Annotated in this window: 22 protein-coding genes and 1 pseudogene; 15 read left to right on the top strand and 8 right to left on the bottom strand. The window is 69.5% G+C overall.

The annotated features are described in order from the left end of the window. Window positions 1-34 precede the first annotated feature (34 nt). Window positions 35-874: an FkbM family methyltransferase gene (locus ASD34_RS11170; protein WP_056577092.1), complete on the top strand. Its 840-nt coding sequence runs from the start codon at window positions 35-37 to the stop codon at window positions 872-874. 38 nt (window positions 875-912) lie between these two features. Here ASD34_RS11170 and ASD34_RS11165 read toward each other — a convergent pair whose 3' ends face one another. The 3 genes from ASD34_RS11165 to ASD34_RS11155 form a co-directional block, all read right to left on the bottom strand. Continuing rightward, on the bottom strand, window positions 913-2,508 hold the full coding sequence (locus tag ASD34_RS11165; protein ID WP_200937570.1) for an alpha/beta hydrolase family protein: 1,596 nt from the start codon (window positions 2,506-2,508) through the stop codon (window positions 913-915). 129 nt (window positions 2,509-2,637) lie between these two features. Continuing rightward, window positions 2,638-4,059 (bottom strand): D-alanyl-D-alanine carboxypeptidase/D-alanyl-D-alanine-endopeptidase, encoded by a 1,422-nt coding sequence (gene dacB, locus ASD34_RS11160; RefSeq protein WP_056577089.1) that lies wholly within the window; start codon window positions 4,057-4,059, stop codon window positions 2,638-2,640. 7 nt (window positions 4,060-4,066) lie between these two features. Then, window positions 4,067-4,654: a GDP-mannose pyrophosphatase gene (locus ASD34_RS11155; protein ID WP_056577255.1), complete on the bottom strand. Its 588-nt coding sequence runs from the start codon at window positions 4,652-4,654 to the stop codon at window positions 4,067-4,069. Window positions 4,655-4,732: 78 nt separating this feature from the next. On the opposite strand from ASD34_RS11155, the gene ASD34_RS11150 reads away from it, so the two are divergent. The 6 genes from ASD34_RS11150 to pyrF all read left to right on the top strand — a co-directional run bounded on the left by ASD34_RS11150 (window position 4,733) and on the right by pyrF (window position 9,511). Beyond that, window positions 4,733-5,509, top strand: a complete 777-nt coding sequence (locus tag ASD34_RS11150) for a DeoR/GlpR family DNA-binding transcription regulator (protein WP_056577086.1) — start codon at window positions 4,733-4,735, stop codon at window positions 5,507-5,509. Between the two features lie 95 nt (window positions 5,510-5,604). After that, window positions 5,605-6,585 (top strand): DMT family transporter, encoded by a 981-nt coding sequence (locus ASD34_RS11145; RefSeq protein ID WP_235510030.1) that lies wholly within the window; start codon window positions 5,605-5,607, stop codon window positions 6,583-6,585. Beyond that, the gene (gene tsaB / locus ASD34_RS11140) at window positions 6,578-7,285 is read left to right on the top strand and encodes a tRNA (adenosine(37)-N6)-threonylcarbamoyltransferase complex dimerization subunit type 1 TsaB (protein ID WP_056577079.1); all 708 of its coding nucleotides are present in this window, start codon (window positions 6,578-6,580) and stop codon (window positions 7,283-7,285) included. The genes ASD34_RS11145 and tsaB overlap by 8 nt, the downstream gene beginning before the upstream one ends. After that, a complete protein-coding gene (rimI, locus tag ASD34_RS11135; RefSeq protein WP_056577076.1) occupies window positions 7,282-7,824 on the top strand; it encodes a ribosomal protein S18-alanine N-acetyltransferase in 543 nt (180 codons plus the stop codon). Before tsaB ends, rimI begins: the two co-directional genes overlap by 4 nt. Beyond that, a complete protein-coding gene (locus ASD34_RS11130) occupies window positions 7,821-8,654 on the top strand; it encodes a uracil-DNA glycosylase family protein (RefSeq protein WP_056577073.1) in 834 nt (277 codons plus the stop codon). Before rimI ends, ASD34_RS11130 begins: the two co-directional genes overlap by 4 nt. Window positions 8,655-8,686: 32 nt before the next feature. Continuing rightward, window positions 8,687-9,511: an orotidine-5'-phosphate decarboxylase gene (gene pyrF / locus ASD34_RS11125; RefSeq protein ID WP_056577070.1), complete on the top strand. Its 825-nt coding sequence runs from the start codon at window positions 8,687-8,689 to the stop codon at window positions 9,509-9,511. A 7-nt stretch (window positions 9,512-9,518) separates the two neighbouring features. On the opposite strand, the gene ASD34_RS11120 is transcribed toward pyrF, so the two are convergent. Then, window positions 9,519-10,253: a helix-turn-helix domain-containing protein gene (locus ASD34_RS11120; RefSeq protein WP_056577067.1), complete on the bottom strand. Its 735-nt coding sequence runs from the start codon at window positions 10,251-10,253 to the stop codon at window positions 9,519-9,521. Between the two features lie 140 nt (window positions 10,254-10,393). Here ASD34_RS11120 and ASD34_RS11115 point away from each other — a divergent pair, with 140 nt between their 5' ends. From ASD34_RS11115 to ASD34_RS11095, 5 genes and pseudogenes are all read left to right on the top strand, one after another. Further along, window positions 10,394-11,251: a hypothetical protein gene (locus ASD34_RS11115; RefSeq protein ID WP_056577064.1), complete on the top strand. Its 858-nt coding sequence runs from the start codon at window positions 10,394-10,396 to the stop codon at window positions 11,249-11,251. A gap of 64 nt (window positions 11,252-11,315) precedes the next feature. After that, window positions 11,316-13,271, top strand: coding sequence for an MFS transporter (locus ASD34_RS11110; protein ID WP_056577062.1), 1,956 nt, complete (start codon window positions 11,316-11,318; stop codon window positions 13,269-13,271). Window positions 13,272-13,426: 155 nt separating this feature from the next. Beyond that, a pseudogene (locus ASD34_RS11105) lies at window positions 13,427-13,618 on the top strand (DUF2145 domain-containing protein); the annotation flags it as partial. A 40-nt stretch (window positions 13,619-13,658) separates the two neighbouring features. Then, window positions 13,659-14,771, top strand: a complete 1,113-nt coding sequence (locus ASD34_RS11100) for a zinc ribbon domain-containing protein (RefSeq protein ID WP_056577056.1) — start codon at window positions 13,659-13,661, stop codon at window positions 14,769-14,771. Window positions 14,772-14,863: 92 nt separating this feature from the next. Beyond that, window positions 14,864-15,241: a DUF3597 domain-containing protein gene (locus tag ASD34_RS11095; RefSeq protein ID WP_056516779.1), complete on the top strand. Its 378-nt coding sequence runs from the start codon at window positions 14,864-14,866 to the stop codon at window positions 15,239-15,241. Window positions 15,242-15,314: 73 nt separating this feature from the next. Here ASD34_RS11095 and ASD34_RS11090 read toward each other — a convergent pair whose 3' ends face one another. Genes ASD34_RS11090 through queA form a run of 3 tightly spaced genes read right to left on the bottom strand, consistent with a single transcriptional unit; the run spans window position 15,315 to window position 18,360 of the window. Continuing rightward, the gene (locus ASD34_RS11090) at window positions 15,315-16,100 is read right to left on the bottom strand and encodes an SDR family NAD(P)-dependent oxidoreductase (RefSeq protein WP_056577053.1); all 786 of its coding nucleotides are present in this window, start codon (window positions 16,098-16,100) and stop codon (window positions 15,315-15,317) included. A gap of 36 nt (window positions 16,101-16,136) precedes the next feature. Next, window positions 16,137-17,309: a tRNA guanosine(34) transglycosylase Tgt gene (tgt, locus tag ASD34_RS11085; RefSeq protein ID WP_056577050.1), complete on the bottom strand. Its 1,173-nt coding sequence runs from the start codon at window positions 17,307-17,309 to the stop codon at window positions 16,137-16,139. A gap of 7 nt (window positions 17,310-17,316) precedes the next feature. Then, on the bottom strand, window positions 17,317-18,360 hold the full coding sequence (queA, locus tag ASD34_RS11080; protein ID WP_056577047.1) for a tRNA preQ1(34) S-adenosylmethionine ribosyltransferase-isomerase QueA: 1,044 nt from the start codon (window positions 18,358-18,360) through the stop codon (window positions 17,317-17,319). Window positions 18,361-18,496: 136 nt separating this feature from the next. Between queA and ASD34_RS11075 the strand changes: the two genes are divergently transcribed. Genes ASD34_RS11075 through recG form a run of 3 tightly spaced genes read left to right on the top strand, consistent with a single transcriptional unit; the run spans window position 18,497 to window position 22,778 of the window. Beyond that, window positions 18,497-19,171, top strand: coding sequence for a DUF4166 domain-containing protein (locus tag ASD34_RS11075; RefSeq protein ID WP_056577044.1), 675 nt, complete (start codon window positions 18,497-18,499; stop codon window positions 19,169-19,171). After that, on the top strand, window positions 19,168-20,658 hold the full coding sequence (locus ASD34_RS11070) for a TIGR01777 family oxidoreductase (RefSeq protein WP_056577041.1): 1,491 nt from the start codon (window positions 19,168-19,170) through the stop codon (window positions 20,656-20,658). Before ASD34_RS11075 ends, ASD34_RS11070 begins: the two co-directional genes overlap by 4 nt. An 11-nt stretch (window positions 20,659-20,669) precedes the next feature. Then, window positions 20,670-22,778, top strand: coding sequence for an ATP-dependent DNA helicase RecG (recG, locus tag ASD34_RS11065; RefSeq protein ID WP_235510029.1), 2,109 nt, complete (start codon window positions 20,670-20,672; stop codon window positions 22,776-22,778). 6 nt (window positions 22,779-22,784) lie between these two features. Here recG and ASD34_RS11060 read toward each other — a convergent pair whose 3' ends face one another. After that, window positions 22,785-23,411: a LysE family translocator gene (locus tag ASD34_RS11060; RefSeq protein WP_056577034.1), complete on the bottom strand. Its 627-nt coding sequence runs from the start codon at window positions 23,409-23,411 to the stop codon at window positions 22,785-22,787. Between the last annotated feature and the right edge of the window lie 22 nt (window positions 23,412-23,433).

Below are 23,433 nucleotides of genomic sequence, written 5' to 3'. Positions count from 1 at the left end.
AAGAAGAAGCACCCCAAAAAATGAGGAGACCAGCGTGAAGCGTTTCTTGCGGGAACAGACCTGTCGCAACGGCCGGTTCTTCTACAACCTGAACGACGACTATGTGGGACGGTCCCTGCACTTGTACGGCGAGTGGGCCGAGTCGGAAGTCCACCTGTTTCGCCAGATCGTGAGGCCGGGCGACGTGGTGCTCGAGGCCGGCTCCAACATCGGCTCGCACACGGTGCCGCTGGCCCGGCTCGCAGGTCCGACGGGGCGGGTCCATGCCTTCGAGCCCCAGAACCATGTGCACCAGTTGCTGTGCGCCAACCTGATCGCGAACGATTGCGCCAACGTGTGCACGTCGCAATCCGCGCTCGGCGCCACGCTGCACGACACGTCGTTCCCCGACCTGCCGGCCGACGGCGCCAGCAATTTCGGTGGGGCCAGCATGCACATGCACGACACGCCCAGCCGCAAGGTCCGCGTCGAGACGGTGGACAGCCTGGAGCTTTCGCGCCTGGACTTCCTCAAGGCCGACATCGAAGGCTATGAGCCCGAGCTGCTGGCCGGCGCGCGCGCCACGATCGAGCGCCACCGGCCCATTGCATTCCTCGAATCGCTCAACCACTTCACGGGTGATCTTTCCGGCGCGTTCAAGGACTACTTCCTGCCGCTGGGCTATCGCTGCTGGCACTACATCACGCCGATCTACAACGCACAGAATTTCAATGGCCTGGCGGTCGACGTGTTTCCGGGACGCTGGTCCTTCGACATGCTGTGCGTGCCGGAAGAAAAGGCCGAGGTCCGCGGCCTCGACGATGCGACGACGCATCCGGCCGAATGCCACGACCCCGATCTGTGGCGCCGCGCGGAAGTCATGCGGCGCCTCTGAGGCACTGAAGCGCCGAGGCAGTGCGAGGCTCGGTTGCCTCAGCCCCCGGCCGCCAGCACCCCCTGGAAGAACCCGCGCGCTGCCGCCAGGCAGAACGGCGGCGCCAGCGTGCCGTGGTAGGCCGCGGTCACGGCGCGCGCCTTGTCGGCGGCGCTGCCCGGCGTGCTCTGTGCCAGCAGGTCCTTGGCCTGCGCGAAGCCGGCGCGTGCCGCCGCATAGCTGTCGGTGGCGCCGCGGTCTTCCAGGTCGACCACCGCGAGCGCGGCGGCCGGCATGCCCTTGGCGCGGAAGTAGCCGGCCGTGGCGCGGGTGCTCAGGAAGTTCACGGTCGGGTCGTTCGCGCCGCTGCACAGCAGCATCGGCCTGGTCGGCACCCAGTTGCGCAGGTCGTTGGCGATGGCCGCCTTGCGAAAGCCCGTGGCGGGCTTGCAGTCCAGCGGCGAGGCCGAGCCGAGCGACGCGGCCGTGGCCGGCAGCGCGTTGCCGGGGCAGGGAGCCGACTGGATGTCGGTGGCCGCCTGCGTGAGGAAGCTCTGCTTGATGAGGTTGTTGGCGCCGTAGAAGATCGACAGCTCGGGGCTCACCGGGCCCGGCTTGCCGTCGGCCGGAAACAGCGCCAGCTGCGGCAGCTTGCCGCTGGAGAACAGCGTGCCCGGCGAGAGGGTGGGCAGCAGGGTGTCGATGCCGGTGGCGTACTGCGCTTCGTAGACGTCGCTGGTGCTGGTGTAGACGTTGCCGAACTGCTGCTGCCAGCTGGTCGACAGCAGCGGCACGAACAGCGTGGCGCCCAGCGCGGGCCAGCCCAGGTAGGTGTAGTCGGTCAGGAGGCTGATGGCCGAGGGCGCGGCCAGCGGGGCCGAGGCTGTCACGGCCTTGCCGGTGGCCTGCATCTCGCGGTGCGCGGCCATCGCCACGTAGCCGCCCTGCGAGTAGCCGGTGATGAACAGCGAGCCGGCGTCGTTCGCGCCGATGTCCGAGAAGGTCTTGCGCGCCGCGGTGAGCGCATCGACCATGTCCTTGCCCTGCTGCTCGCCGTTGAGGTACGGGTGGTAGGGCAGCGTCGACTTGTCGTAGCCCGCGTAGTTGGGCGCCACCACGATGTAGCCCTGCGCCGCGAACATGGCGGCCACCATCAGGCCCTCGCCGGCGGCCGGCTGGGTGGTGTCGGTCCACTTGGCGAGGTTGTAGTTGCGCGCCGGCGTGGTGCCGTGCGCATACAGCACCACCGGGCGCGCGCCGCTGCAGGCGACGTCCGAGCCCGAGGGCACCATGATCGCGGCGGTGGCGTTGGTGGCTTCGTTCTTGCCGCCGACGGTGCGGTATTCGAGGTAGCGCATGTCGACACCGCACTTGGGCGCGCCAGCGACCTGCAGCAGCGCCTTGCCCTGGTCGGAGGCCTGCAGGCTGGCCTTGAACTGGTCGGCCGTGAGCTTGGTGCCCTGCTCGGGCGGGCTGGTGACGACCGAGCCGCGCCCGGTGTCGCTGCCGCCGCCCGGAGGTGGAAATACGACGCCGATGCCGCCCCCCCCACCACCGCCCCCGCCGCAGGCGGCGAGCAGCAACGTGGCGCCGGCGAGCGTTGCCGTGGCGGTGATTCGGCGAGCCGAGAGGGACGAGGGCCGTGGATGCTGCAAGGTCAAGATGCGTCTCCTGGGGAGGTATCGAAACGAACGGGCGTTCGATTCTGGGCGGCGCCCTGGCGGTGCGCAAGCCGCGTTTCCGTGGAGAACCTTTTCAGTATCAGGGCCGGTCGGCCCGGGGCGTCACTGGTCTTGCGCGGTCCAGTCGATCAGCGCGTCGAAGGCGGCGCGCGCGGCGCCGGCGTTCTCGCCGTTGGCGATGGCCACCAGCACATAGCGCCGGCCGCTGGCACCGTGCACGTAGCCAGCCACGCCCGAGGCGTCGCGCAGCGTGCCGGTCTTCAGGTGCGCCGCGCCGCCCGAGCGCAGCGTGCGCCGCTTCAGCGTGCCGTCCACGCCCATCGCGGGCAGCGAGGCCACCAGTTCGGGCATCACGGGCGAGCGCCACGCCACCTGCAGCATCTTGCCGAGCGCGGCGGCGCTGATGCGCTCGTCGCGCGACAGGCCCGAGCCGTTCTCGAACACCGGCGACGCCTCGCCCGTGCCGATGCGCTCGCGCCACCACTGGCCCAGCGCGGTGCGCGAGGCCTCGAAGGTGCCGCGCTGCTTCTGCGTGAGGCCGATCGTGAGGAACAGCTGCTGCGCCATCACGTTGTTGCTGTACTTGTTGATGTCGCGCACCACCTCGGCCAGCGGCGGCGACTCGAAATCGAAGGCCGGCTTCAGGCCCGCGGGCACGCGGCCCTCGCGCATCTGGCCGCCGACGCGCCCGCCCATCTCGGCCCACATGCCGCCGATGGCGCGCAGGCTGTAGGTGCGCGGGTCGGCATAGGCCACGGCCCAGCTTTTCTCGCCGCAGCCGGTGGGAAAGCCCCCGTTGAAGCGGATGCGGTTCACGTCGCTGAAGTCGGGCTTGAGCGCGCCGCGCCAGTCGCCGCATTCGCCGGGCGCCAGCGGCACCGTGGGCGGCATCGCCACGCTGGCCAGCGGGGGCTCGTAGCTCACGCGCGCGAACTGGCCGGCGCGGTCGGGCGCGAAGCTCATGTTGACCGACTTGAAGTTCACCAGCAGCGCATCGGGCGAGGCGTTGTAGGGGCGCAGCGGCTCGCCGTCGAAGGCGGCCGGGTCGTTCTCGACCGTGGTCTCGAAGGCGCTGCGGTCGATCACGATGTCGCCGCTCACGGTGGTGATGCCCAGGCCCTGCACGTGGCGCAGCAGCAGCCACACGCGCTCCAGCACCAGCTTGGGATCGCCCTGGCCCTTGATGTAGAGGTTGCCGTTGAGCACGCCGTTCGCCACCGAGCCCTCGACGTAGACCGGCGTGTTCCAGCTGTAGGCCGGGCCGAGCAGGTCGAGCGCCGCGTAGGTGGTCACCAGCTTCATGATCGAGGCCGGGTTCACCGGCACCTGCGAGCGCCAGGCCAGGCGCGGCGCGCGGCCCGCGTCGGCATCGGCCACCAGCAAGGTCACGGCCTCGCGCGACACCTTGGCGCGCGCGAGGGCGGCATCGACCTGGGGCGGAAGGGCTTGCTGGGCGAAGGCGCCGGCCGGAGCCAGCAGGGCGAGGGTCAGTGCGAGGGGCGCAGGGCGGAAGGCAAGAGGCATCCGCGGATTATCCCGGCGCGAAAACGTGCAGCTTCGCGTGGTAGAGCAGCATGATCGTCTTGGCGTCGGCGATGCGGCCGTCGGCCACCATGGCCAGCGCCTCGTCGATGCCCAGCTCGAGCACCTCGATGTCCTCGCCCTCCTCCGCCAGCCCGCCGCCCGCGCCCACGCGCATCGAGGCCTCGTAGGGCGCGACGAAGAAGTGCAGCTTCTCGGTCACCGAGCCCGGGCTCATGAAGCTCTCGAACACCTTCTGCACGGTGCCGAGCCGGTAGCCCAGTTCTTCTTCCACCTCGGCGCGGATGCGTTCCTCGGGCGCGGCGTTGTCCAGCAGGCCCGCGGCCGCCTCGATCAGCAGGTCGTCGTGGCCGTTGACGAAAGCCGGGTAGCGGAACTGCCGCGTGAGCAGCACCGTGCGCTGGCCCAGGTGATAGGGCAGCAGCGTGGCGCCGTTGCCGCGGTCGTAGGTCTCGCGGTGCATGCGCTGCCACTGACCGTCGTTGCGCCGCCAGTCGAAGGCGGTGGTGCGCAGCGCGTACCAGTTGTCGGACAGGAGGGTGACTTCGTGCACCCGGACGCGGTCGTGGAGGGTCATGGCGGCGAGCATAAAAGCGAGTTCGTGCAATATCAAGAAGATTCGTGCAATAACGTGCAAAGTCGTTATCATCGGGCCATGCTCACCCGACCGCGCAAGCAACACATCCTCGCGGTCCTGCGGCGCGACGGCCAGGTCGTCGCCAAGGCGCTCAGCGAGGAACTGGCCCTGTCCGAGGACACCATCCGCCGCGACCTGCGCGAGCTCGCGGCCGAAGGGCTGCTGCAGCGCGTGCACGGCGGCGCACTGCCGGTGGCGGCGGCCGAGGCCGACTTCAGCGGGCGCCAGCAGCTCGCGCCCGACGAAAAAGTGGCCATCGGCCGCGCCGCCGCGCGCCTCGTGAAGCCAGGGCAGGTGGTGTTCATCGACGGAGGCACCACGGCCGTGCAGCTGGCGCGCCACCTGCCGACCACGCTGCAGGCCACGGTGGTCACGCACAGCCCGTCGGTGGCGGTCGAGCTGGCGGCGCACACCGGCATCGAGGTGGTGCTGATCGGTGGGCGGCTGTTCCGGCACTCGATGGTGGCGGTCGGCGCGGCGGCCATGGCAGCCATTTCGCGCATCCATGCCGACACGTACTTCATGGGCGTCACCGGCGTGCACGCCGAAGCCGGCCTGACCACGGGCGACGCGGAAGAGGCCGAGATCAAGCGGGCGCTGATGGCCGCGGCGGCCGAGACCGTCGTGCTGGCCTCGTCCGAAAAGCTCGGGGCCGCGTCGGCCTGGGTGATCAACCCGTTGGCGGACGCGGCGCAGCTGGTGGTGGCGCCGCAGGCGCCCGAGCAGGCGCTGGCGCCTTTGCGCGCGGCCGGGCTGGCGATCCTGCGCGCCAGCGACGCTCACGGGGCCGGCTGATTCGCCCCGCCCCTGCGCGGCCGAGGTCCGCCCTCGATAATGGCGGGATGCCCGTCGCGCCCCCGCAGACCTCCCCGCCCCTCCTGTCTCCCCGCATGCTCGGCATCGGCGCGGCCGTGGTCACCGTCGTGGTCTGGACCGCCTTCATCCTCATCGCGCGCGCCTCGGCCGCGCGTTCGCTCACGCCCTTCGACCTCGCCTTTGCGCGCGTCTGCGGTGCCAGCCTGGTGCTGGTGCCGTGGGGCGCGTGGCTGGCGACGAAGCACCGCGGCGCGGTGTCGTCGTTCTTCGGCCTGTCGCCGCTGTCGCTGCGCGTGACGGCCACGGCCGGCATCTTCGGCGGCGTGGCCTACGCGCTCATCGCCTACAGCGGCTTCTTCTTCGCGCCCGCCGGCCACGCCGCCGTGCTGATGCCCGGCAGCCTGCCGCTGTGGACCACGCTGCTGGCCGCGCTGGTGCTGCGCGACCGCATCACACCCACGCGCGCCATCGGCCTGGCGATGATCGTCGCGGGCGACCTCGTGGTCGGCGGGCGCAGCCTGCTGCACGCCTTCGAGGGCGGCGAGGTCTGGAAGGGCGACCTGATGTTCATGGGCGCTGCCTTCTGCTGGGCCTGCTACAGCGTCGTGGCGCGCCGCCACGGCCTGGACGCGGTGCGCGCGACCATCGCCATCACCGTGTTCGCGCTCATGACCTATGTGCCGGTCTACACATTGCTCGTGGCTTCGGGCGCGGTCGTGAGCCACATCGGCTCCGCGCCGTGGGGCGAGGTCGCATTCCAGATGGCGTTCCAGGGTCTCGGCTCGGTGGTGATCTCCGGTATCACCTTCACGAAGATGGTCCAGCACTTCGGGCCCGTGCGCACCACCATGATCACGGCGCTGGTGCCGGGCCTGTCGGCTTTCGGCGCGGTGCTGTGGCTCGGTGAACCGATGCACTGGAGCCTCATCGCCGGGCTCGCGCTGGTGACGGCCGGCATTCTGTTCGGCGTGCGCAAGGCCGCAGCCGTGCGCGTGGCGCCGGCGCCGGTCTGCCCGACGCCGTGCGCGGCGGGAGTGGGGCGTCCGAATGTCTGACAAGCTGCTGGCCTTCGACACGAGCACCGAGCACCTGTCGGTCGCGGTGCGCCACGGCGACCGCGTGCTGGCGCACAGCGGCGTGGGCGGCGCGCAGGCGTCGAGCACGCTGCTGCCGCTGATCCGCCAGTTGCTCGCCGACGCGGGGCTCGTGCTGGCCGAGCTCGACGCCATCGTCTTCGGGCGCGGCCCGGGCTCCTTCACCGGCCTGCGCACCGCCTGCTCGGTGGCGCAGGGCCTGGCCTTCGGCGCCAAGGTGCCGCTGCTGCCGGTCGACACCCTGCTGGCCGTGGCCGACGAGGCGCGCCATGCCTTCGGCGCGCAGCGCGTGGTGGCCGTGCTCGATGCGCGCATGGACCAGCTCTATGCCGCGCACTATGACTTCGACACCGCCGGCCCATTCGGCGGCGACCCCGAGCCGCTGCTGCTGGCCCCCGAGGCGCTCGACGTGCCGGCCGGCTGGGCGCTCGCCGGCAACGCCTTCACCGCCTACGGCCCGCGCCTGGCGAGCGCCACGGCCCACCACGAAGTGCTGCCGATGGCCACCGCCATGCTGCGGCTGGCGCCCGCGCTGCTCGCGGCCGGACGCACCGTGCCCGCCGCGCAGGCCTGGCCGCTGTATGTTCGCGATAAAGTGGCGCAAACCACCGAGGAACGCGCCGCCATCAAGGCCGCTGCCGTTTCGCAGAACCCCGCATGAGCGCTGTCCTCCAGTCCGTCGAAGCCCGCCTTGAACCGCTCACCATTGAACGGATCGATGCCGTGTGCGCGGTCGAGCAGACGGCCTACACGCACCCCTGGACGCGCGCCAACTTCACCGACTCGATGGCCGTGGGCTACCACTGCCAGTGCCTGCTGGCGCCCGGCGTGGCGTCGGGTGTCGAATCGCCCTGCACGAGCCTGGGCGAAACGCTGATCGGCTACTTCGTCGCCATGAAGGGCGTGGACGAGGTGCACCTGCTCAACATCACCGTGGCGCCGGCCTTCCAGCGCCAGGGCTGGGCGCCGCTCATGCTCGAAGCGCTGGCCGGCTGGTCGCGCGGCGAGGGCGCGCTGTGGCTCTGGCTCGAGGTGCGCGAAAGCAACCGGCGCGCGCTCGACATCTACCTGCGGCAAGGCTTTCGCAGCGTCGGCGTGCGCAAGGGCTACTACCCGGCGTTCGACGGCAAGCGCGAAGACGCGGTCGTCATGAGCATGCGCCTCAACGAAACAGGCTCCGCCTGGGGAGCTTTGCGATGACGGACACCGCGGTCCACACCCTGCGCCTGGACGCGCGACAGCGCGCCATGCTCGACGAGATGGGCGTGAAGGTCTGGTGGCCCGTGCCGCCGGAACCCGAGATCGAAGTCGAAGCCGAGCCGCAGGCCCCCGAGGCCGCTGATTCCGGCATGCCCGACATGCCCGAAGGCCCGCCGCTGGAGCTCGACGATCGCGACCAGTCGTACGATGCGCCGCCCTCGCCGCGCCCGGCACCCGCGCCCGTCGCCCGCGCCGTGGCCGCTCCGGCCCCGCGTCCCGTGGCAGCGCCGCCCGTCGCGCAAGGCGCCGCCGTGCTGGTCGAGGCACCCTGCCGCCTGTACGCCGACAAGGCCGATGCCGCGGCGCCGGTGCAGGGCGGCTGGCTGGTCGTGGCCGACATGCCCCCCGAGGCCGACGGCCGCCACGGCGAGCCCTTCGCGGGCGACGCCGGCCGCCTGCTCGACAACATGCTGCGCGCGCTGAAGCTGCACGACGGCCGCACGCCCGTGCACCTGATGCGCACGCACCGCGGCGTGGCTGCCGGCCAGCCCGGCAGCCCGCAGCCGATCGACGCGGCGTTCGACGCCCACGCGGCAGCATTGGCGCCCTGCATCGTGCTGGCGATGGGCCCGCTGGCCGCGCAGAGCCTGATGCAAAGCCGCGATCCGCTGGGCAAGCTGCGCGGTCGTGCGGTCCCGCTGGCATCGGCGAACGGCGTGCCGGTGGTCGCCACGTACCACCCCGCCTACCTGCTGCGCAACCCGACCGACAAGGCCCGCGCCTGGGCCGACCTGTGCCTGGCGGCCGAGCAGGCAGCCTCTTCGACCTGAGCCGTCGGACGGGGTCCGTAAAATCGTCCCCCATGACTTTCCTCGACAAGCTGGCCGCGGCACAGCAAACCAACGGTTCGCTGCTGTGCGTGGGCCTCGACCCGGAGCCAGCCAAATTCCCGGGGGCGTACAAGGGCGACGCCAGCCGCATCTATGACTTCTGCGCGCGCATCGTCGACGCGACGGCCGACCTGGTCATCGCCTTCAAGCCACAGATCGCCTACTTCGCGGCCCACCGCGCCGAAGACCAGCTCGAACGCCTGATGGAGCACATGCGCCGCAACGCGCCCCATGTGCCCACCATCCTGGACGCCAAGCGCGGCGACATCGGCTCCACCGCCGAGCAGTACGCGCTCGAAGCCTTCGAGCGCTACGGCGCCGACGCGGTGACGCTGTCGCCTTTCATGGGCTTCGACTCGGTCGCGCCCTACCTCAAGCACGAAGGCAAGGGCGCCTTCCTGCTGTGCCGCACCAGCAACCCCGGCGGTTCCGACCTGCAGGGCCAGCGCCTGGCCAGCGTCGAGGGCCAGCCCTTCCTGTACGAGCACGTCGCCCGCCTGGCGCAGGGCCCGTGGAACCTCAACGGCCAGCTCGGTCTCGTGGTGGGCGCGACCTATCCGGCGGAGATCGAGCGCGTGCGCGAACTCGCGCCGACGGTGCCGCTCCTGATCCCGGGTGTCGGTGCCCAGGGCGGCGACGCGGTCGCCACCGTGCGCGCCGGCTGGCGCGCCGACGCGCCGATCATCGTGAACTCGTCGCGGGCGATCATCTACGCCTCGTCGGGCGAAGACTTCGCCGACGCGGCGAAGAACGCGGCGCGCACCACGCGCGACGCCCTGGAAGCAGCGAAGCCCTGACGGGCCTTCAGTTTCTGCGCAGGCGGGTGAAGAGCTCGAACTCCCAATTGCGCATGCCCAGCAGCAGGGTATAGCCCTCGCGGTCCTTGGCCGACAGCTTCTGATCGGTCTGGTGCTGCTGCGCAAAGTCTTGCGCCACGCGTTGCAGCCGCTCCAGGAAGGCCGGTGCCAGCGACCGGCTGATCGAGCCGTGCACCAGCAGCAGCCCCTCGGCCGGGCCGTCGAAACCGCCCTTGTAGTAGTCGAGCACCACGTTCTCGCGAAAGAACTCCATCACCGGGCCGTGCGGGCGCCAGCGGAAGGTCTTGGCGAGCTTCAGGCGATACCGGTTGAGCGGGCGCAGCTCGATGATGCCGATGCGGTCCAACTGCGCCAGGCAGCCGATGCACTCGGCTTCGGTGATCCGGTACGAGGCCACGATCTGCTCCAGCGTCCACTGGCTCAGCACGCTGATTGCCACCAGCAGCAGCTTCTTGTCCTTGACCACGGCCTTTTCCTGCTCGTGCGTCAGCTCCTTCAGCAGCGGCTGGGCGTCGGCCACGCGCCGCGCCAGCTCGGCGAAATCGATCTTCAGGGCGCGGCAGATGGCATCGACGCGCGACAGCGGCATGTCGCTCTTGGCCAGCATGCGCTTGACGCTGGACTCCGCCATGTCCAGCGACCGGGCCAGGTCGGCGTATGTCATGCGGGCGCTTTTGAGTTCGTTCTTGAGGGCCTGGACCAGATCGACGGTGGTGCTCATGGAGGGGGCAGTGCGGGTTGAAGGTATAGAAAAAGGATACCGAAGGGTGTGAAATAGTGCCTCGTATCGATTCTCGATGCCTGGGGGAGGGCTGGCAACTAAATTCCACCCGCCAGACACCACCCCCACCGAGGAACGCCATGCTCTTGCCCACCCTGACACGCCGCGAACGCGGACTGTTGTTCACCTTCGCGCTGCTGTTGCTGATCGCCTTCTTCGGCCCGGCGCTGCCGGCCGCCGACGTGGCGATCGCCGCGGTGTTTGCCGACAACCGGCCGCTGCTGCACCTGCCCAACGCGATGGACGTGCTGAGCAACCTGCCGTTCCTGGTGATCGGCTGCCTGGGGCTGTACCGGCTCAACCGCATCGACCGCTCGCACCAAGAAGCACTCGCCGGTTTCCCCCTGGCACCGCCCGCCAACGACCCGCCCGACAACACGCTGGACTGCGCCTGGCTGTTCTTCGCCGGCCTGATCGCCACCGCCGCCGGCTCGGCCTTCTATCACCTGATGCCCGACGCGCCCCGCCTCGCCGCCGACCGCGCCGGCATGGCCGTGGCCTTTGCGGGCCTGATCGGCATCGCCGTCTGCGAGCGCGTCAGCCAGCGCGCCGGCTGGCCGGCCGCCTGGTTCGTGCTCACGGCCGGCCTGCTGGCCGCCGAGGTCTGCCAGGAAACCGGCAACGTGCTGCCCTGGGCGCTGGTGCAGTTCGGCGGCATGGCGCTGGTGCTCACACTGGCATTGAGCACGCCGATGCGCGGCGCCGTCGGGCTCAAGCTGGGCTGGGTGATCGCGTTCTACGTGGTAGCCAAGGCCTTCGAACTGGGCGATCACGCCATCTACGAAGCCACCGGCCATCTCGTGTCGGGCCACACGCTCAAGCACCTGGTGGCGTCGCTGGCCGGCCTGCCCGTGCTGATGGCGCTGAACCGCCTCGAAAAGGGCTGGCGCGCCACCCTGCTGCGGCACAATCCCGACCCAGCCGCCATCGCTGCATGACGCGGCCTGGCCACCGGAACGCCCCGTGGCGCAGCGGTAGAAGACAAAGAGGAGATTGCATCGCATGACAACCCCCGCCGCCGCCGCGCCCGCGCCCGTGGTTCATGAAGCCAACGCCCACGCGAACCAGTTCGCGCTGCTCGGCCAGCGGCGCTTCGCGCCCTTCTTCTGGACCCAGTTCGCGGGTGCCGCGAACGACAACCTCTTCAAGTTCGCCTTCACCGTCATGGTGACCTACCAGCTGCAGCTCAGCTGGATGCCGCCCGCGATGGCGGGGCTGGTGATCGGTGCGCTGTTCATCCTGCCGTTCCTGCTGTTCTCGGCCACGGCCGGGCAGCTGACCGACAAGTTCGACAAGACGAAGATGATCCGCTTCGTCAAGAACCTGGAGATCGCGATCATGGTGATCGCCGCCTGGGGCTTCGTGCGCGCCGACGCGGTGGTGCTGCTGGGCTGCGTGTTCCTCATGGGGCTGCACTCCACGCTGTTCGGGCCGGTCAAGTTCGCCTACCTGCCACAGGTGCTCGACTCGCGCGAGCTCACGGGCGGCAACGGCATGGTCGAGATGGGCACCTTCGTCGCCATCCTGCTGGGCCAGGTGGCGGGCGGGCTGCTGGTGGCGATGCCGCAGATCGGCCACACCACGGTGGCCGTGGCCTGCCTGCTGCTCGCGCTGGTGGGGCGCGGCGTGGCGCAGGCCATTCCGCCCGCGCCGGCCACCGACCCGGGCCTGTCGATCAACTGGAATCCCTTCAGCGAAACCTGGCGCAACCTGATGCTGGCGCGCGAGAACATCGTGGTGTTCCGCTCGCTGCTCGGGATCTCGTGGATGTGGTTCTTCGGCGCCGTGTTCCTGAGCCAGTTCCCGAGCTTCGCGAAAGAAGTGCTGCACGGCGACGAGCAGGTGGCCTCGCTGCTGCTGGTGGTGTTCTCGGTGGGCATCGGCGTGGGCTCGCTGCTGTGCGAGACGCTGAGCCGCCGGCAGGTGGAGATCGGCCTCGTGCCGCTGGGCGCCATCGGCATGAGCGTGTTCGCGATCGACCTGTACTTTGCCTCGCGCGCCCTGCCGCCTTCGGCCGGCATGGGACTGGGCGCCTTCGTGCACCAGGCTGCGCACTGGCGCGTGATGGCCGACCTCGCGCTGCTGTCGCTTTTCGCGGGCCTGTACAGCGTGCCGATGTACGCGCTGATCCAGCTGCGCAGCCAGCCCACGCACCGCGCGCGGATCATCGCGGCGAACAACATCCTCAACGCGCTCTTCATGATCGGCAGCTCGGTGCTGGCGGGCGCGCTGCTGGGCGCGGGCTTCAGCATTCCGCAGATCTTCCTGCTCACCGGCATCGCCAACGCGGTGGTGGCGTTCTACATCTTCATGCTGGTGCCGGAGTACCTGCTGCGCTTCGTGGCCTGGGTGCTGTCGCGCTTCGTGTACCGCTTCGACATCAAGGACGACCAGCACATTCCCACCGAAGGCGCCGCCGTGCTGGTGTGCAACCACGTGAGCTTCATCGACGCGGTGCTGCTGATGGCCGCGAGCCCGCGTCCCATCCGCTTCATCATGGACCACCGCATCTTCAAGGTGCCGGTGCTCGGCTGGCTGTTCAAGCTGGCCAAGGCCATTCCGATCGCGCCGCAGAAGGAAGACCCGGCCGCGTACGAGGCGGCCTTCGCGAAGGCCATCGGCGTGCTGCGCGAAGGCGACCTGCTCGCGATCTTCCCCGAAGGCGCGATCACGCGCGACGGCGAGCTGCAGCCCTTCAAGGGCGGCGTGATGAAGATCCTCGAAGGCGCGCGCGCCGAAGGCATCGAGCCCCCGGTGATCCCGATGGCGCTGACCAACCTCTGGGGTTCGTACTTCAGCCGCATCGAACTGCGCGGCGGCCAGCAGGTCGCCATGGCCAAGCCCTTCCGCCGCGGCTTCTTCAGCCGCGTGGGTCTGCGTGTCGGCGCCCCCGTGGCGCCGCAGGAGGTGCAGCCCGAGGCGCTGCGCCAGCGCGTGGCCGGCCTGCTGGCCTCTTGAGGCGCGCGGCGCCTCGGTGCCCTCCAGTATCTCGTCGGGATACCGCAGGACGCCAGCGCTGCAACTGGTTGAAGTGTCCGAGCCTCGCGGCGTGAAGGCGGACCATCATTCGCTCACTTTCACCGCGCCGCGAGGCCTTCATGCAACCCCTCTGCGAGTCGACCACGCTGAACCTCGGTCCGCTGACCCCCCGGGGCGAGCGCGTGGGCTCGGCCAACATCGCGTTCGACGACCATCCGAACGAGAAGCGTTTTTCGGACTGCATCGAGACCGTGACCGTCGACTCGGTGTTCGTCTGGCTGTCGCGCGCGGGGCTGGGCACGGCGCCGGTCACACTCAAGCCCTGAGCGAAGAGCCGCAACGAAGAAAGAAGGAAAAGGAAAGACCATGAGCAAATCCCTGCGCCTGTCCGAGAAGTGGTTCCGCCGCGGCCTCTGGCTGGTGGCGTTCGTGTTCGCGAGCTTCCTGATCGGGCTGGGCAGCACGATCGTGGGCGACCTGCCGCAGGTCGAGCGCGTGCGCGTGCTCGACGACTTCATCGACAAGCCGGCGGCCGAGCCGCTGCGCGCCACCATCAAGGCCTCTGAAAAGGCCGAGGAGCAGGCCGCGCGCGACCTCGACCAGGCACAGCTGCAGCTCAACGTGGCGCAGCAGGCCAGTGCCAACGCGCGCGAGACCTTCGGCAACTGGATCGCCACGCGCCGCGCCACCGCGCAGCCCGACCAGGACACCGAGCTCATCGCGCGCACCAAGGCGCTCGACGCCTTCAAGCAGAAGGAAGACGCGGCGCAGCGCAAGGCCGATGCACAGCGCCAGATTGCGCTCGACGCGCGCCAGGCCGAGCAGCGTGCACGCGAGGCGTTGTCGGTGCTGGAGCACGATGCGCAGGAACGGCTGAATGCCGAGTACCGCCGCGTCGAGTTGCGCGTGTTCGCCTACAGGCTCGCGCTGACCCTGCCGCTGCTGCTGGCGGCCGGCTGGCTGTTCGTGAAGAAGCGCAAGAGCACCTACTGGCCTTTCGTGTGGGGCTTCATCTTCTTCGCGCTGTTCGCGTTCTTCGTCGAGCTGGTGCCTTACCTGCCGAGCTACGGCGGCTATGTGCGCTACGTGGTGGGCATCGTGCTCACGGTGCTGGTGGGGCGCTACGCGATCATTGCGCTCAACCGCTACCTGGCGCGACAGAAACTCGCCGAGCAGCAGCCCGACCAGGTGCGCCGCGAAGAGCTGAGCTACGACGTCGCGCTGGCCCGCCTGGGCAAGAGCGTGTGCCCCGGTTGCGAACGGCCGGTCGACCTGAAGAACAACGAGATCGACTTCTGCCCGCACTGCGGCATCGGCCTGTTCGACCACTGCGGCCACTGCAGCACACGCAAGAGCGCGTTTTCCAAGTTCTGCCATGCCTGCGGGACCGCCGCGGCCGCCACGCAAGCGCCGTACACACCTGTGAGCGGCGCTGCGCAATCGGTCACGTCGGGCGCGCCGGTTCAGCCGGCCACGTAGCGGAAGCGCCGCACCGGCGTGCTACAACCTCAAGGCTGCGGCACGCAAAACCGTGCCGCGGGTTTTCCCATTCACATTGACGGAGCACACCCATGAGCATTTTCGGCAAGATTTTTTCCAAGATTTTTCCGTCGGCCAACGCCGCTGAAGTCGTCGCCGCACCGCCGGCGGCTGCACCCGGCGCCCCGGCCGCTGCCGCACCGCCGCCTGCAATCCCGCTGGGCGACGTGCCCGCCGTGCTCGACGCGATGCCCGGCGCCGCCGGCCTGAACTGGCGCACCTCGATCGTCGACCTGCTCAAGTTGCTGGGCCTGGACAGCAGCCTTGCCGCGCGCAAGGAACTGGCCAGCGAAATCCTCTACAGCAACGGCGAGCCGGGTTCGGCCGAATGGAACATCGGCCTGCACAAGCAGGTGATGACCCGCATCGCCGCCAATGGCGGCACGCTGCCGGCCGAACTGCGCGACTGATCCGGTCCCGCCACCCACGCAGCAAAAAGCCCGGCATGCCGGGCTTTTTCTTTGGGGCGACGGTTGAAGCGTTTCAGGTCCAGCCTGCATCCACCACGTAATCTTGCGCGGTGCACATGCGCGAGTCGTCGGCCGCAAGAAACAGCGCCATCGCGGCGATGTCTTCCGCCATCACGCGCCCCGGCAGGCATTGCGCCGCATCGATCTCGGCGCCCGACTCGGGCTTCACCCACAGCTGGATCTGCCGCTCGGTCATCACCCAGCCCGGCATGATCGTGTTGACGCGGATGTTCTGTTTGCCCAGGTCGCGCGCCAGCGAGCGCGTGAGGCCGCGCACGCCCGCCTTGCAGGCCTGGTAGACCGGGTAGCCGCGGCCCTTCATCATCCAGCTGATCGAGCCGAAGTTGACGATCGAGCCGCCGCCCAGCGCGCGCATGTCGTCGGCCACCGCCTGCGCGGCGAAGAACTGGTGCTTGAGGTTCACGGCCACGAGGCGGTCGAAGTCGTCGCTGCTCACGTCGGCCAGTTCGTGGCGGCGGTCGTTGGCCGCGTTGTTCAGCAGCACCGACACCGGCCCGAAGCGCTGGCGCACCGCGTCGATGGCTGCGCCGAGCGCTTGCGTGTCGGTCACGTCGCAGGGGACGAAGAGTGCGGGATGTTCACCCTGCAGCTGCGCGGCAAGCGCACTACCGACGGCGGTGTCGAGGTCGCAGAAGCCGACCTTGGCGCCCTGCGCATGAAAAGCCCGCACCAGCGATTCGCCGATGCCGCTGGCGCCGCCCGAGATGAACACGGTGCGGCCGGCCAGCGAGGGGTAGCGGGCGGTGTAGACAGAAGCAGAAACAGCGGCGGATGTCATGGCCGCAAGCCTACCCCAACACGGCCGCGCCGGCTGTCAGACGCCGCGTGCGCGGTCGGCCTTGAACTGCGCGCGGAACGCCGTGAAGGTGCCCGCGTCGAGCGCCGCGCGGATCTCCGTCATCAGGTTCAGGTAGTAGTGCAGGTTGTGGATCGTGCACAGCATCGGCCCGAGCATTTCGCCGCAGCGGTCCAGGTGGTGCAGGTAGGCGCGGCTGAAGCCTTCGCGCCCGCCGTCGTTCCAGCTCACACCCGAGGTGCCCGCGCACGCATGGCAGGTGCAGCTCGGGTCGACCGGCTGCGGGTCGCTCTTGTGGCGCGCATTGCGCATCTTCAGGTCGCCGAAGCGCGTGAACATGGTGCCGTTGCGCGCATTGCGCGTAGGCATGACGCAGTCGAACATGTCGACGCCGTCGGCCACGCCCTGCACCAGGTCTTCGGGCGTGCCCACGCCCATCAGGTAGCGCGGCTTGTTCGCGGGCAGCCGGTGCGGCGTGTGGCCCATGATGTGCAGCATCTCTTCCTTGGGCTCGCCCACGCTCACGCCGCCGATGGCGTAGCCGGGGAAATCCATGTCGACCAGCGCCGCGAGCGACTCCTCGCGCAGGTTCTCGAACATGCCGCCCTGCACGATGCCGAAGAGCGCATTGGGGTTTTCGAGCCGCGCGAATTCGCTCTGGCAGCGCTTGGCCCAGCGCAGGCTCAGCGCCATCGAGATGCGGGCTTCAGCCTCGGTCGTGATGTGGCCCTTGGTGTCGTAGGGCGTGCACTCGTCGAACTGCATCACGATGTCGCTGTTCAGGATGGTCTGGATCTGCATCGAGACCTCGGGCGTGAGGAACAGCTTGTCGCCGTTGACGGGCGACGCGAACTTCACGCCCTCTTCGCTGATCTTGCGCATCGCGCCCAGCGACCACACCTGGAAGCCGCCCGAGTCGGTGAGGATGGGCTTGTCCCATTTCTCGAACTGGTGCAGCCCACCGAAGCTTGCCATCACGTCCAGCCCCGGGCGCATCCACAGGTGGAAGGTGTTGCCCAAGATGATCTGCGCGCCCATCTCTTCCAGGCTGCGCGGCATCACGCCCTTGACGGTGCCGTAGGTGCCCACGGGCATGAAGATCGGCGTCTGGACCTTGCCGTGGTTGAGTGTGAGCGTGGCGCGGCGCGCGTGGCTGTCGGGGTCGGTCTTGAGGAGTTCGAAGTTCAGCATGGTCGTCTCAGTCTTGTTGACGCTGCAGCAGCATGGCGTCGCCATAGCTGAAGAAGCGGTAGCCGTTGGCGATGGCGTGAGCGTACAGCGCCATCACGCGCTCGTAGCCGGCGAAGGCCGAGACCAGCATCATCAGCGTGCTCTTGGGCAAATGGAAGTTGGTCACCAGCACGTCGACATGCGCGAAGGCGAAGCCCGGCGTGATGAAGATGCGTGTGTCGCCGGTGGCCTCGCCGCTCTTCGCCCACGACTCGAGCGTGCGCACAGTGGTCGTGCCCACGGCCACGACGCGGCCGCCGCGCGCCTTGCATTCGGCAATCGCGCGCTGCGTGGCCTCGGGCACTTCGTAGCGCTCGGCGTGCATCGTGTGCTCGGCGATGTTCTCGGTCTTCACCGGCTGGAAAGTGCCGGCGCCCACGTGCAGCGTGACGCTGGCGCGCTGCACGCCGCGCGCTTCGAGTTCGGCCAGCAGGCCCTCGTCGAAATGCAGCGCGGCCGTGGGCGCGGCCACCGCGCCGGGCACGCGCGCGAACACGGTCTGGTAGCGGCTTTCATCGTCGGCCGAGTCGGTGTGCGTGATGTAGGGCGGCAGCGGCACGTGACCGCAGCGCTCCATCAGCATGTAGGGGTTCTCGCCCGTGTCGCTCTCGAAGGCGAAGCGGAACAGCGCGCCGTCTTCCTCGGGCCAGCGGCCCAGCAGCGTGGCACGGAACCCACCCACCATCTCCAGCGTGGTGCCCACCGGCGGCTTCTTGCTGACCTTCATGTGGGCCACCACCTCCTGCCCCTGCAGCACGCGTTCGACCAGCAGTTCGAGCTTGCCGCCGGTCGGCTTCTCGCCGAACAGGCGCGCCTTGACCACGCGCGTGTCGTTGAAGACCAGCAGGTCGCCCGCACGAAGCAGCGAGGGCAGTTCCTTGAAGATGCGGTCGGCCGGGGCATCGCCGGTGCCGTCGAGCAGACGGGAGGCGGTGCGTTCGGTGGCGGGGTGTTGTGCCACCAGCTGGGGCGGCAGATGGAAATCGAAATCGGAAAGCGTGAAGGCGCGCATGGTGCTTGAGGGCCGGACGGGCCCGTGCCAAGGAGGCATGGGAAAGAGAAAAAGCGGGGAGCGGCGATTGTCCCATGGCCCGGAATCACGGCGCCGCGTGAGGGTTGGCCCGGGGTTGCCGAGGCAGAATCGACGCATGGTCGATTCTTCCGTCGCGCGTGTCACGCCGCCCCCAGCCCCTCCTTCCGAAGGCGAGCTCTTCAAGAAGATCCTGGGCGGCGCCTGGATGGGGCTGCACCCCGACATCCGCCGGCGCTTCGACAAGAACCCTCTGCCGGGCAAGGCGCTGCACTACCTGGGCGCGCTCAGCGAGCTGCGCTGCTCGCGCTTCGGCAAGCTCTTGGGGCACCTCACGCAGCCGATGATCCAGGGCGCGCTGATTCCCTACAGCGATAGCCACTTCCCGGTGGAGATCCAGGTCTACGCCCGGCCCGACGACCCGGCCATCTACAAGCAGCGCATCTACCGCCTGCACGGGCGCCAGCCGATCCAGTTCACCAGCTTCATGCGCGAGAGCGAACGCGGCGAGGTGCTGGAGTACGTGGGCATGGGACTGGGCATGAAGCTGATGCTGAGCGTGGAGAACGGCAGCCTGCATTTCCAGAGCGACGGCTATTTCTGGGAGGTGTTCGGCTGGCGCATTCCGCTGCCGGGCCTGTTCACGCCGGGCAAGACCTTTCTCTGGCACCACAACGAGACGCCCGAGCGCTTCAACATCCGCATCGAAATCCGCCACTGCCTGATGGGCACCACCTTCACGCAGGTCGGCGTGTTCGAGGAAGTGCCGCAGCCGCAGGCCGCGTCCGCATGATCGACACGCACCTGCTGGCCCTGCAGCTCATGGCGGCGCAGGGTGCGCTGGGCGCCTTCGACACGCTCTACCACCACGAAGGCACCGAGGCCCTGCCGCGCCGCGGCACGGCCGGGCGCGAGCTGGCGATCCACGCCACGCGCTCGTCGATCTATTGCGCGCTGTTTCTCGGCCTGTCGGCGTGGGCGTGGCATGGCGCGTGGGCGTGGGTGCTGCTCGTGGTATTCGGCATCGAGATCGTGCTCACGCTGTGGGACTTCGTGGTCGAAGACGGCAGCCGCCTGCTGCCGCCCACCGAACGCGTGACGCACACGGTGCTGGCCATCAATGCCGGCGCGTTCATCGCGCTGCTGGCGATGAGCGCGGTCGGCTGGGCAGACCAACCGACGGCGATGCTGTGGCAGCCGCACGGCTGGCTCAGTGCCTTCCTCGCGCTGTGCGGTGTGGGCGTCGGCATCTCGGGCCTGCGCGACGGCTTCGCGGCGCGCGCGCTGTTCAAACAACACAAGCAGATGCAGGTGCGCGACGCCGAGGCACCGGTACGCTTCGGCATCAAACCGCAGCAGGTGCTGGTGACGGGTGGCACCGGCTTCATTGGCCAGATCCTCGTGCGCCACCTGCTGGCCGACGGCCATGCAGTGACGGTGTGGACGCGCGACGCGCGCGCCGCCGCCTGGGGCTTCGGCGGCGCGGTGCGCTGCGTGCAGTCGCTCGACCAGATTCCCGCCGCGGACGCCATCGACGTGGTCGTCAACCTCGCGGGCGCGCGCATCCTCGGCCAGCGCTGGAGCGCGCGGCGCCAGCGGCAACTTCTGCAAAGCCGCGAAGGCCTGACGCAACAGCTCGTCGCATGGATCGCGGCGCGCCCGCGCAAGCCATGGCTGTTGCTCTCGGGCTCGGCCATCGGCTACTACGGCGTGCAGCCGCAGGGCGACGCCACCGAGCTCGCCGAAGACGCGCCGCCGCAGGACATCTTCATGTCGACGCTGTGCCAGCGCTGGGAGCAGGCCGCGCACGCGGCTGTGGCGCATGGTGTGCGCGTGGCCTGCTTGCGCTTCGGCTTCGTGCTGGGCCACCAGGGTTCGTTGCCGCAGCTGCTGATGCCCGTGCAGCTGGGCATGGGCGGGCGCCTGGGCAGCGGGCGGCAGTGGCTGTCGTGGGTGCATGTGCATGACCTGGTTCGCGCCATCGCGCATGTGTGGACCGTGACGGAGCCGGCCACAGGTCCGGCCACCGCGCAGGCCTTCAACGTCACCGCGCCCGGTGCGGTCAGCCAGGAGGCCTTCACCCGCGTCGCCGCCGGCGTGCTGCACCGCCCCTGCTGGATGCCCACGCCCGCCGCGCCCGTGAAGCTGCTGCTCGGCGAGCAGGCCGACCTGCTGCTCGAAGGCCAGCGCGTGGTGCCGGCGCAGCTGCTGCGCACCGGCTTCCAGTTCATGTTCCCCGATGCCCGCAGCGCCTTGACGGACCTTTGCCGTCCACGCTAGAAGCCTTGTCCGTGCCCGCCAAGAAAGAACCGACTTCCCCCGCCGCGCCGGCGTCACCGCCCGGCACCGGCCTGAGCCTCGTGCAGCGCGCGCTGCGCAAGCTCGGCCTCGTGCGCGACATCGACTTCGCGCTCTACCTGCCGATGCGCTACGAAGACGAGACGCGCATCGTGCGCCTGGCCGACACGCGCGACGGCGACATGGTGCAGGTCGAGGGCGTGGTCACCGAATGCGAGGTGGTGTTCCGCCCGCGCCGCCAGCTCATCGCCACCATCGACGACGGCAGCGACACCTGCCAGCTGCGCTTCTTCAACTTCTATCCGTCGCAGCAAAAGCAGCTCGCGGTGGGCGCCAACGTGCGCGTGCGCGGCGAGATGCGCGGCGGTTTCGTGGGGCGGCAGATCATGCACCCGACCGTCAAGGCGGCCGGCACGGCGCTGCCCAATGCGCTCACGCCGGTGTACTCGACCGTCGCCGGGCTCGCGCAGCCGGTGCTGCGGCGCGAGGTGCGTTCGGGCCTGGCGCGCGCGCTGCTCGACGAAACCATCCCCGTGCAGATCGGCCTGCGCGGCGCATGGGACCTGCGCAGCGCGCTGAGCTTTTTGCACTACCCGACGCCCGACGTGTCAATCGCCGCGCTCGAAGACCACAGCCACCCGGCGTGGCAGCGCATCAAGGCCGAGGAGCTGCTGGCCCAGCAGCTCTCGCAGTTGCAGGCGCGGCTGGAGCGTGCGGCGCAGCGTGCGCCCGTGCTGCCGTCGTCCGCCGAGCCGTTGGCGAGTTCGCTGCATGCGCAGCTGCTCGCCGTGCTGCCCTTCGGCCTCACCGGTGCGCAGCAGCGCGTGGGCGAAGAGATCACGGCCGACCTGCACCGCCAGATTCCGATGCACCGCCTGCTGCAAGGCGACGTGGGCTCGGGCAAGACCGTGGTCGCGGCACTGGCCGCGGCGCGGTGCATCGACGCGGGTTTCCAGTGCGCGCTGATGGCGCCCACCGAAATCCTCGCGGCCCAGCACTTCGGCAAGCTGGTCGGCTGGCTCGATCCGCTGCTGGCCGCGCGCGGCCTGCGCGTGGCCTGGCTCACGGGCAGCCAGAAAAAGAAAGAGCGCGACGAGATGTCGGCCGCCGTCGAAAGCGGCGAGGCCGCGCTGGTCATCGGCACGCACGCGGTCATCTCGGAGAAGGTGCGCTTCAAGAAGCTTGCGCTGGCGATCATCGACGAGCAGCACCGCTTCGGCGTTGCGCAGCGCCTCGCGCTGCGCGGCAAAGCGGGCGGCGATCTCGAACCGCACCTGCTGATGATGAGCGCCACGCCGATCCCGCGCACGCTCGCGATGAGCTACTACGCCGACCTCGACGTGTCGACGCTCGACGAGCTGCCGCCCGGCCGCACGCCCATCGTCACCAAGCTGGTGGCCGACCACCGGCGCGACGAGGTCATCGACCGCATCCAGGCGCAGATCGCGCAGGGCCGGCAGGTCTACTGGGTCTGTCCGCTGATCGAGGAGAGCGAGGCGGTCGACCTGCGCAACGCCACCGAGACGCGCGACGAGCTCGCCGGCACGCTGGGCGAACACATCCACGTCGGCCTGCTGCATTCGCGCATGCCCACGGCCGAGAAGCAGGCGGTGATGGCGGCCTTCACCGCGAACGAGATCCAGGTGCTCGTGAGCACCACGGTGATCGAAGTGGGCGTCGACGTGCCCAACGCCTCGCTGATGGTGATCGAGCATGCCGAGCGCTTCGGGCTCTCGCAGCTGCACCAGCTGCGCGGGCGCGTGGGACGCGGCGCGGCGGCCTCGGCCTGCGTGCTGCTCTATGCGCCGGGCGACAGCGGGCGCGTGGGCGAAGCGGCGCGCGCGCGGCTCAAGGCCATGGCCGAGACCGGCGACGGCTTCGAGATCGCGCGGCGCGACCTGGAGATTCGCGGGCCCGGCGAATTTTTGGGCGCACGCCAGTCGGGCGCGCCGCTGCTGCGCTTTGCCGACCTTGCGACCGACACGCTGCTGCTCGACTGGGCGCGCGAGTTGGCGCCGGTGATGCTGCAGAAACACCCCGAACTCGCGCAGCGCCACATCGACCGCTGGCTCGGCACGAAGGCCGAGTACCTCAAGGCCTGAGGTCGATCAGGCCGGCCGGCGCGTGAACGCGAGGATCAGCCCGAAGCCAACCATCATGCTGCCGCTCACGCGGTTGAACCAGCGCATCGCGCGGCTGCCGTTGGCCAGGCGGCGCATGCGCGCGCCGAGCAGCGCATAGAGCGCGATCGCGACCAGCTCGAACACCAGGAAGGTCAGGCCCAGCAGCAGGTAGCTCGACGCATACGCGCCGGGCACCACGAACTGCGGGAAGAAGGCGGTGAACACCAAAATCGCCTTCGGGTTGCCGGCCGCCACCGTGAACTCCTGGCGCACCAGTGCGCGCATCGACGGCGGCGCCACTTCGTGCGCCTGCACCTGCGCGGTCGGTGCCGGCGCACGCAGCAGCCGGACGCCGATCCACACGAGGTACGCCGCGCCGATGTACTTGATCACGTCGAAGGCCAGCTCCGATGCCACCAGCACCGCGCCCATGCCCAGGCCCGCGATGGCGATCATGACCGCGAAGGCCACGAGCCGGCCGCTGGCCGCAATGACGGCCGGCGAAACGCCGTGCTTCGCGCCGTTGGTGACCGACAGCAGGTTGTTGGGGCCGAACGCCATGTTGATGGCGAAGCAGGCGGGCAGGAACAGCAGGTAGGCAGACAGGGTCATGGCGTGTCCGTCGAGCGAAAAG

The sequence above is a fragment of the Variovorax sp. Root473 genome (assembly GCF_001426505.1).
In the GTDB taxonomy this organism is placed as follows: domain Bacteria; phylum Pseudomonadota; class Gammaproteobacteria; order Burkholderiales; family Burkholderiaceae_C; genus Variovorax.
The sequence above is the reverse complement of the archived record's forward strand: the minus strand, read 5'-3'. Positions and strand labels throughout refer to the sequence as shown.

Coding starts and splice junctions, on each gene's coding strand:
- dacB (WP_056577089.1), bottom strand. CDS start 4,059: ATGCCTCTTGCCTTCCGCCCTGCGCCCCTCGCACTGACCCTCGCCCTG.
- ASD34_RS11155 (WP_056577255.1), bottom strand. CDS start 4,654: ATGACCCTCCACGACCGCGTCCGGGTGCACGAAGTCACCCTCCTGTCC.
- ASD34_RS11150 (WP_056577086.1), top strand. CDS start 4,733: ATGCTCACCCGACCGCGCAAGCAACACATCCTCGCGGTCCTGCGGCGC.
- ASD34_RS11145 (WP_235510030.1), top strand. CDS start 5,605: ATGCTCGGCATCGGCGCGGCCGTGGTCACCGTCGTGGTCTGGACCGCC.
- tsaB (WP_056577079.1), top strand. CDS start 6,578: ATGTCTGACAAGCTGCTGGCCTTCGACACGAGCACCGAGCACCTGTCG.
- rimI (WP_056577076.1), top strand. CDS start 7,282: ATGAGCGCTGTCCTCCAGTCCGTCGAAGCCCGCCTTGAACCGCTCACC.
- ASD34_RS11130 (WP_056577073.1), top strand. CDS start 7,821: ATGACGGACACCGCGGTCCACACCCTGCGCCTGGACGCGCGACAGCGC.
- pyrF (WP_056577070.1), top strand. CDS start 8,687: ATGACTTTCCTCGACAAGCTGGCCGCGGCACAGCAAACCAACGGTTCG.
- ASD34_RS11120 (WP_056577067.1), bottom strand. CDS start 10,253: ATGAGCACCACCGTCGATCTGGTCCAGGCCCTCAAGAACGAACTCAAA.
- ASD34_RS11115 (WP_056577064.1), top strand. CDS start 10,394: ATGCTCTTGCCCACCCTGACACGCCGCGAACGCGGACTGTTGTTCACC.
- ASD34_RS11110 (WP_056577062.1), top strand. CDS start 11,316: ATGACAACCCCCGCCGCCGCCGCGCCCGCGCCCGTGGTTCATGAAGCC.
- ASD34_RS11100 (WP_056577056.1), top strand. CDS start 13,659: ATGAGCAAATCCCTGCGCCTGTCCGAGAAGTGGTTCCGCCGCGGCCTC.
- ASD34_RS11095 (WP_056516779.1), top strand. CDS start 14,864: ATGAGCATTTTCGGCAAGATTTTTTCCAAGATTTTTCCGTCGGCCAAC.
- ASD34_RS11090 (WP_056577053.1), bottom strand. CDS start 16,100: ATGACATCCGCCGCTGTTTCTGCTTCTGTCTACACCGCCCGCTACCCC.
- tgt (WP_056577050.1), bottom strand. CDS start 17,309: ATGCTGAACTTCGAACTCCTCAAGACCGACCCCGACAGCCACGCGCGC.
- queA (WP_056577047.1), bottom strand. CDS start 18,360: ATGCGCGCCTTCACGCTTTCCGATTTCGATTTCCATCTGCCGCCCCAG.
- ASD34_RS11075 (WP_056577044.1), top strand. CDS start 18,497: ATGGTCGATTCTTCCGTCGCGCGTGTCACGCCGCCCCCAGCCCCTCCT.
- ASD34_RS11070 (WP_056577041.1), top strand. CDS start 19,168: ATGATCGACACGCACCTGCTGGCCCTGCAGCTCATGGCGGCGCAGGGT.
- ASD34_RS11060 (WP_056577034.1), bottom strand. CDS start 23,411: ATGACCCTGTCTGCCTACCTGCTGTTCCTGCCCGCCTGCTTCGCCATC.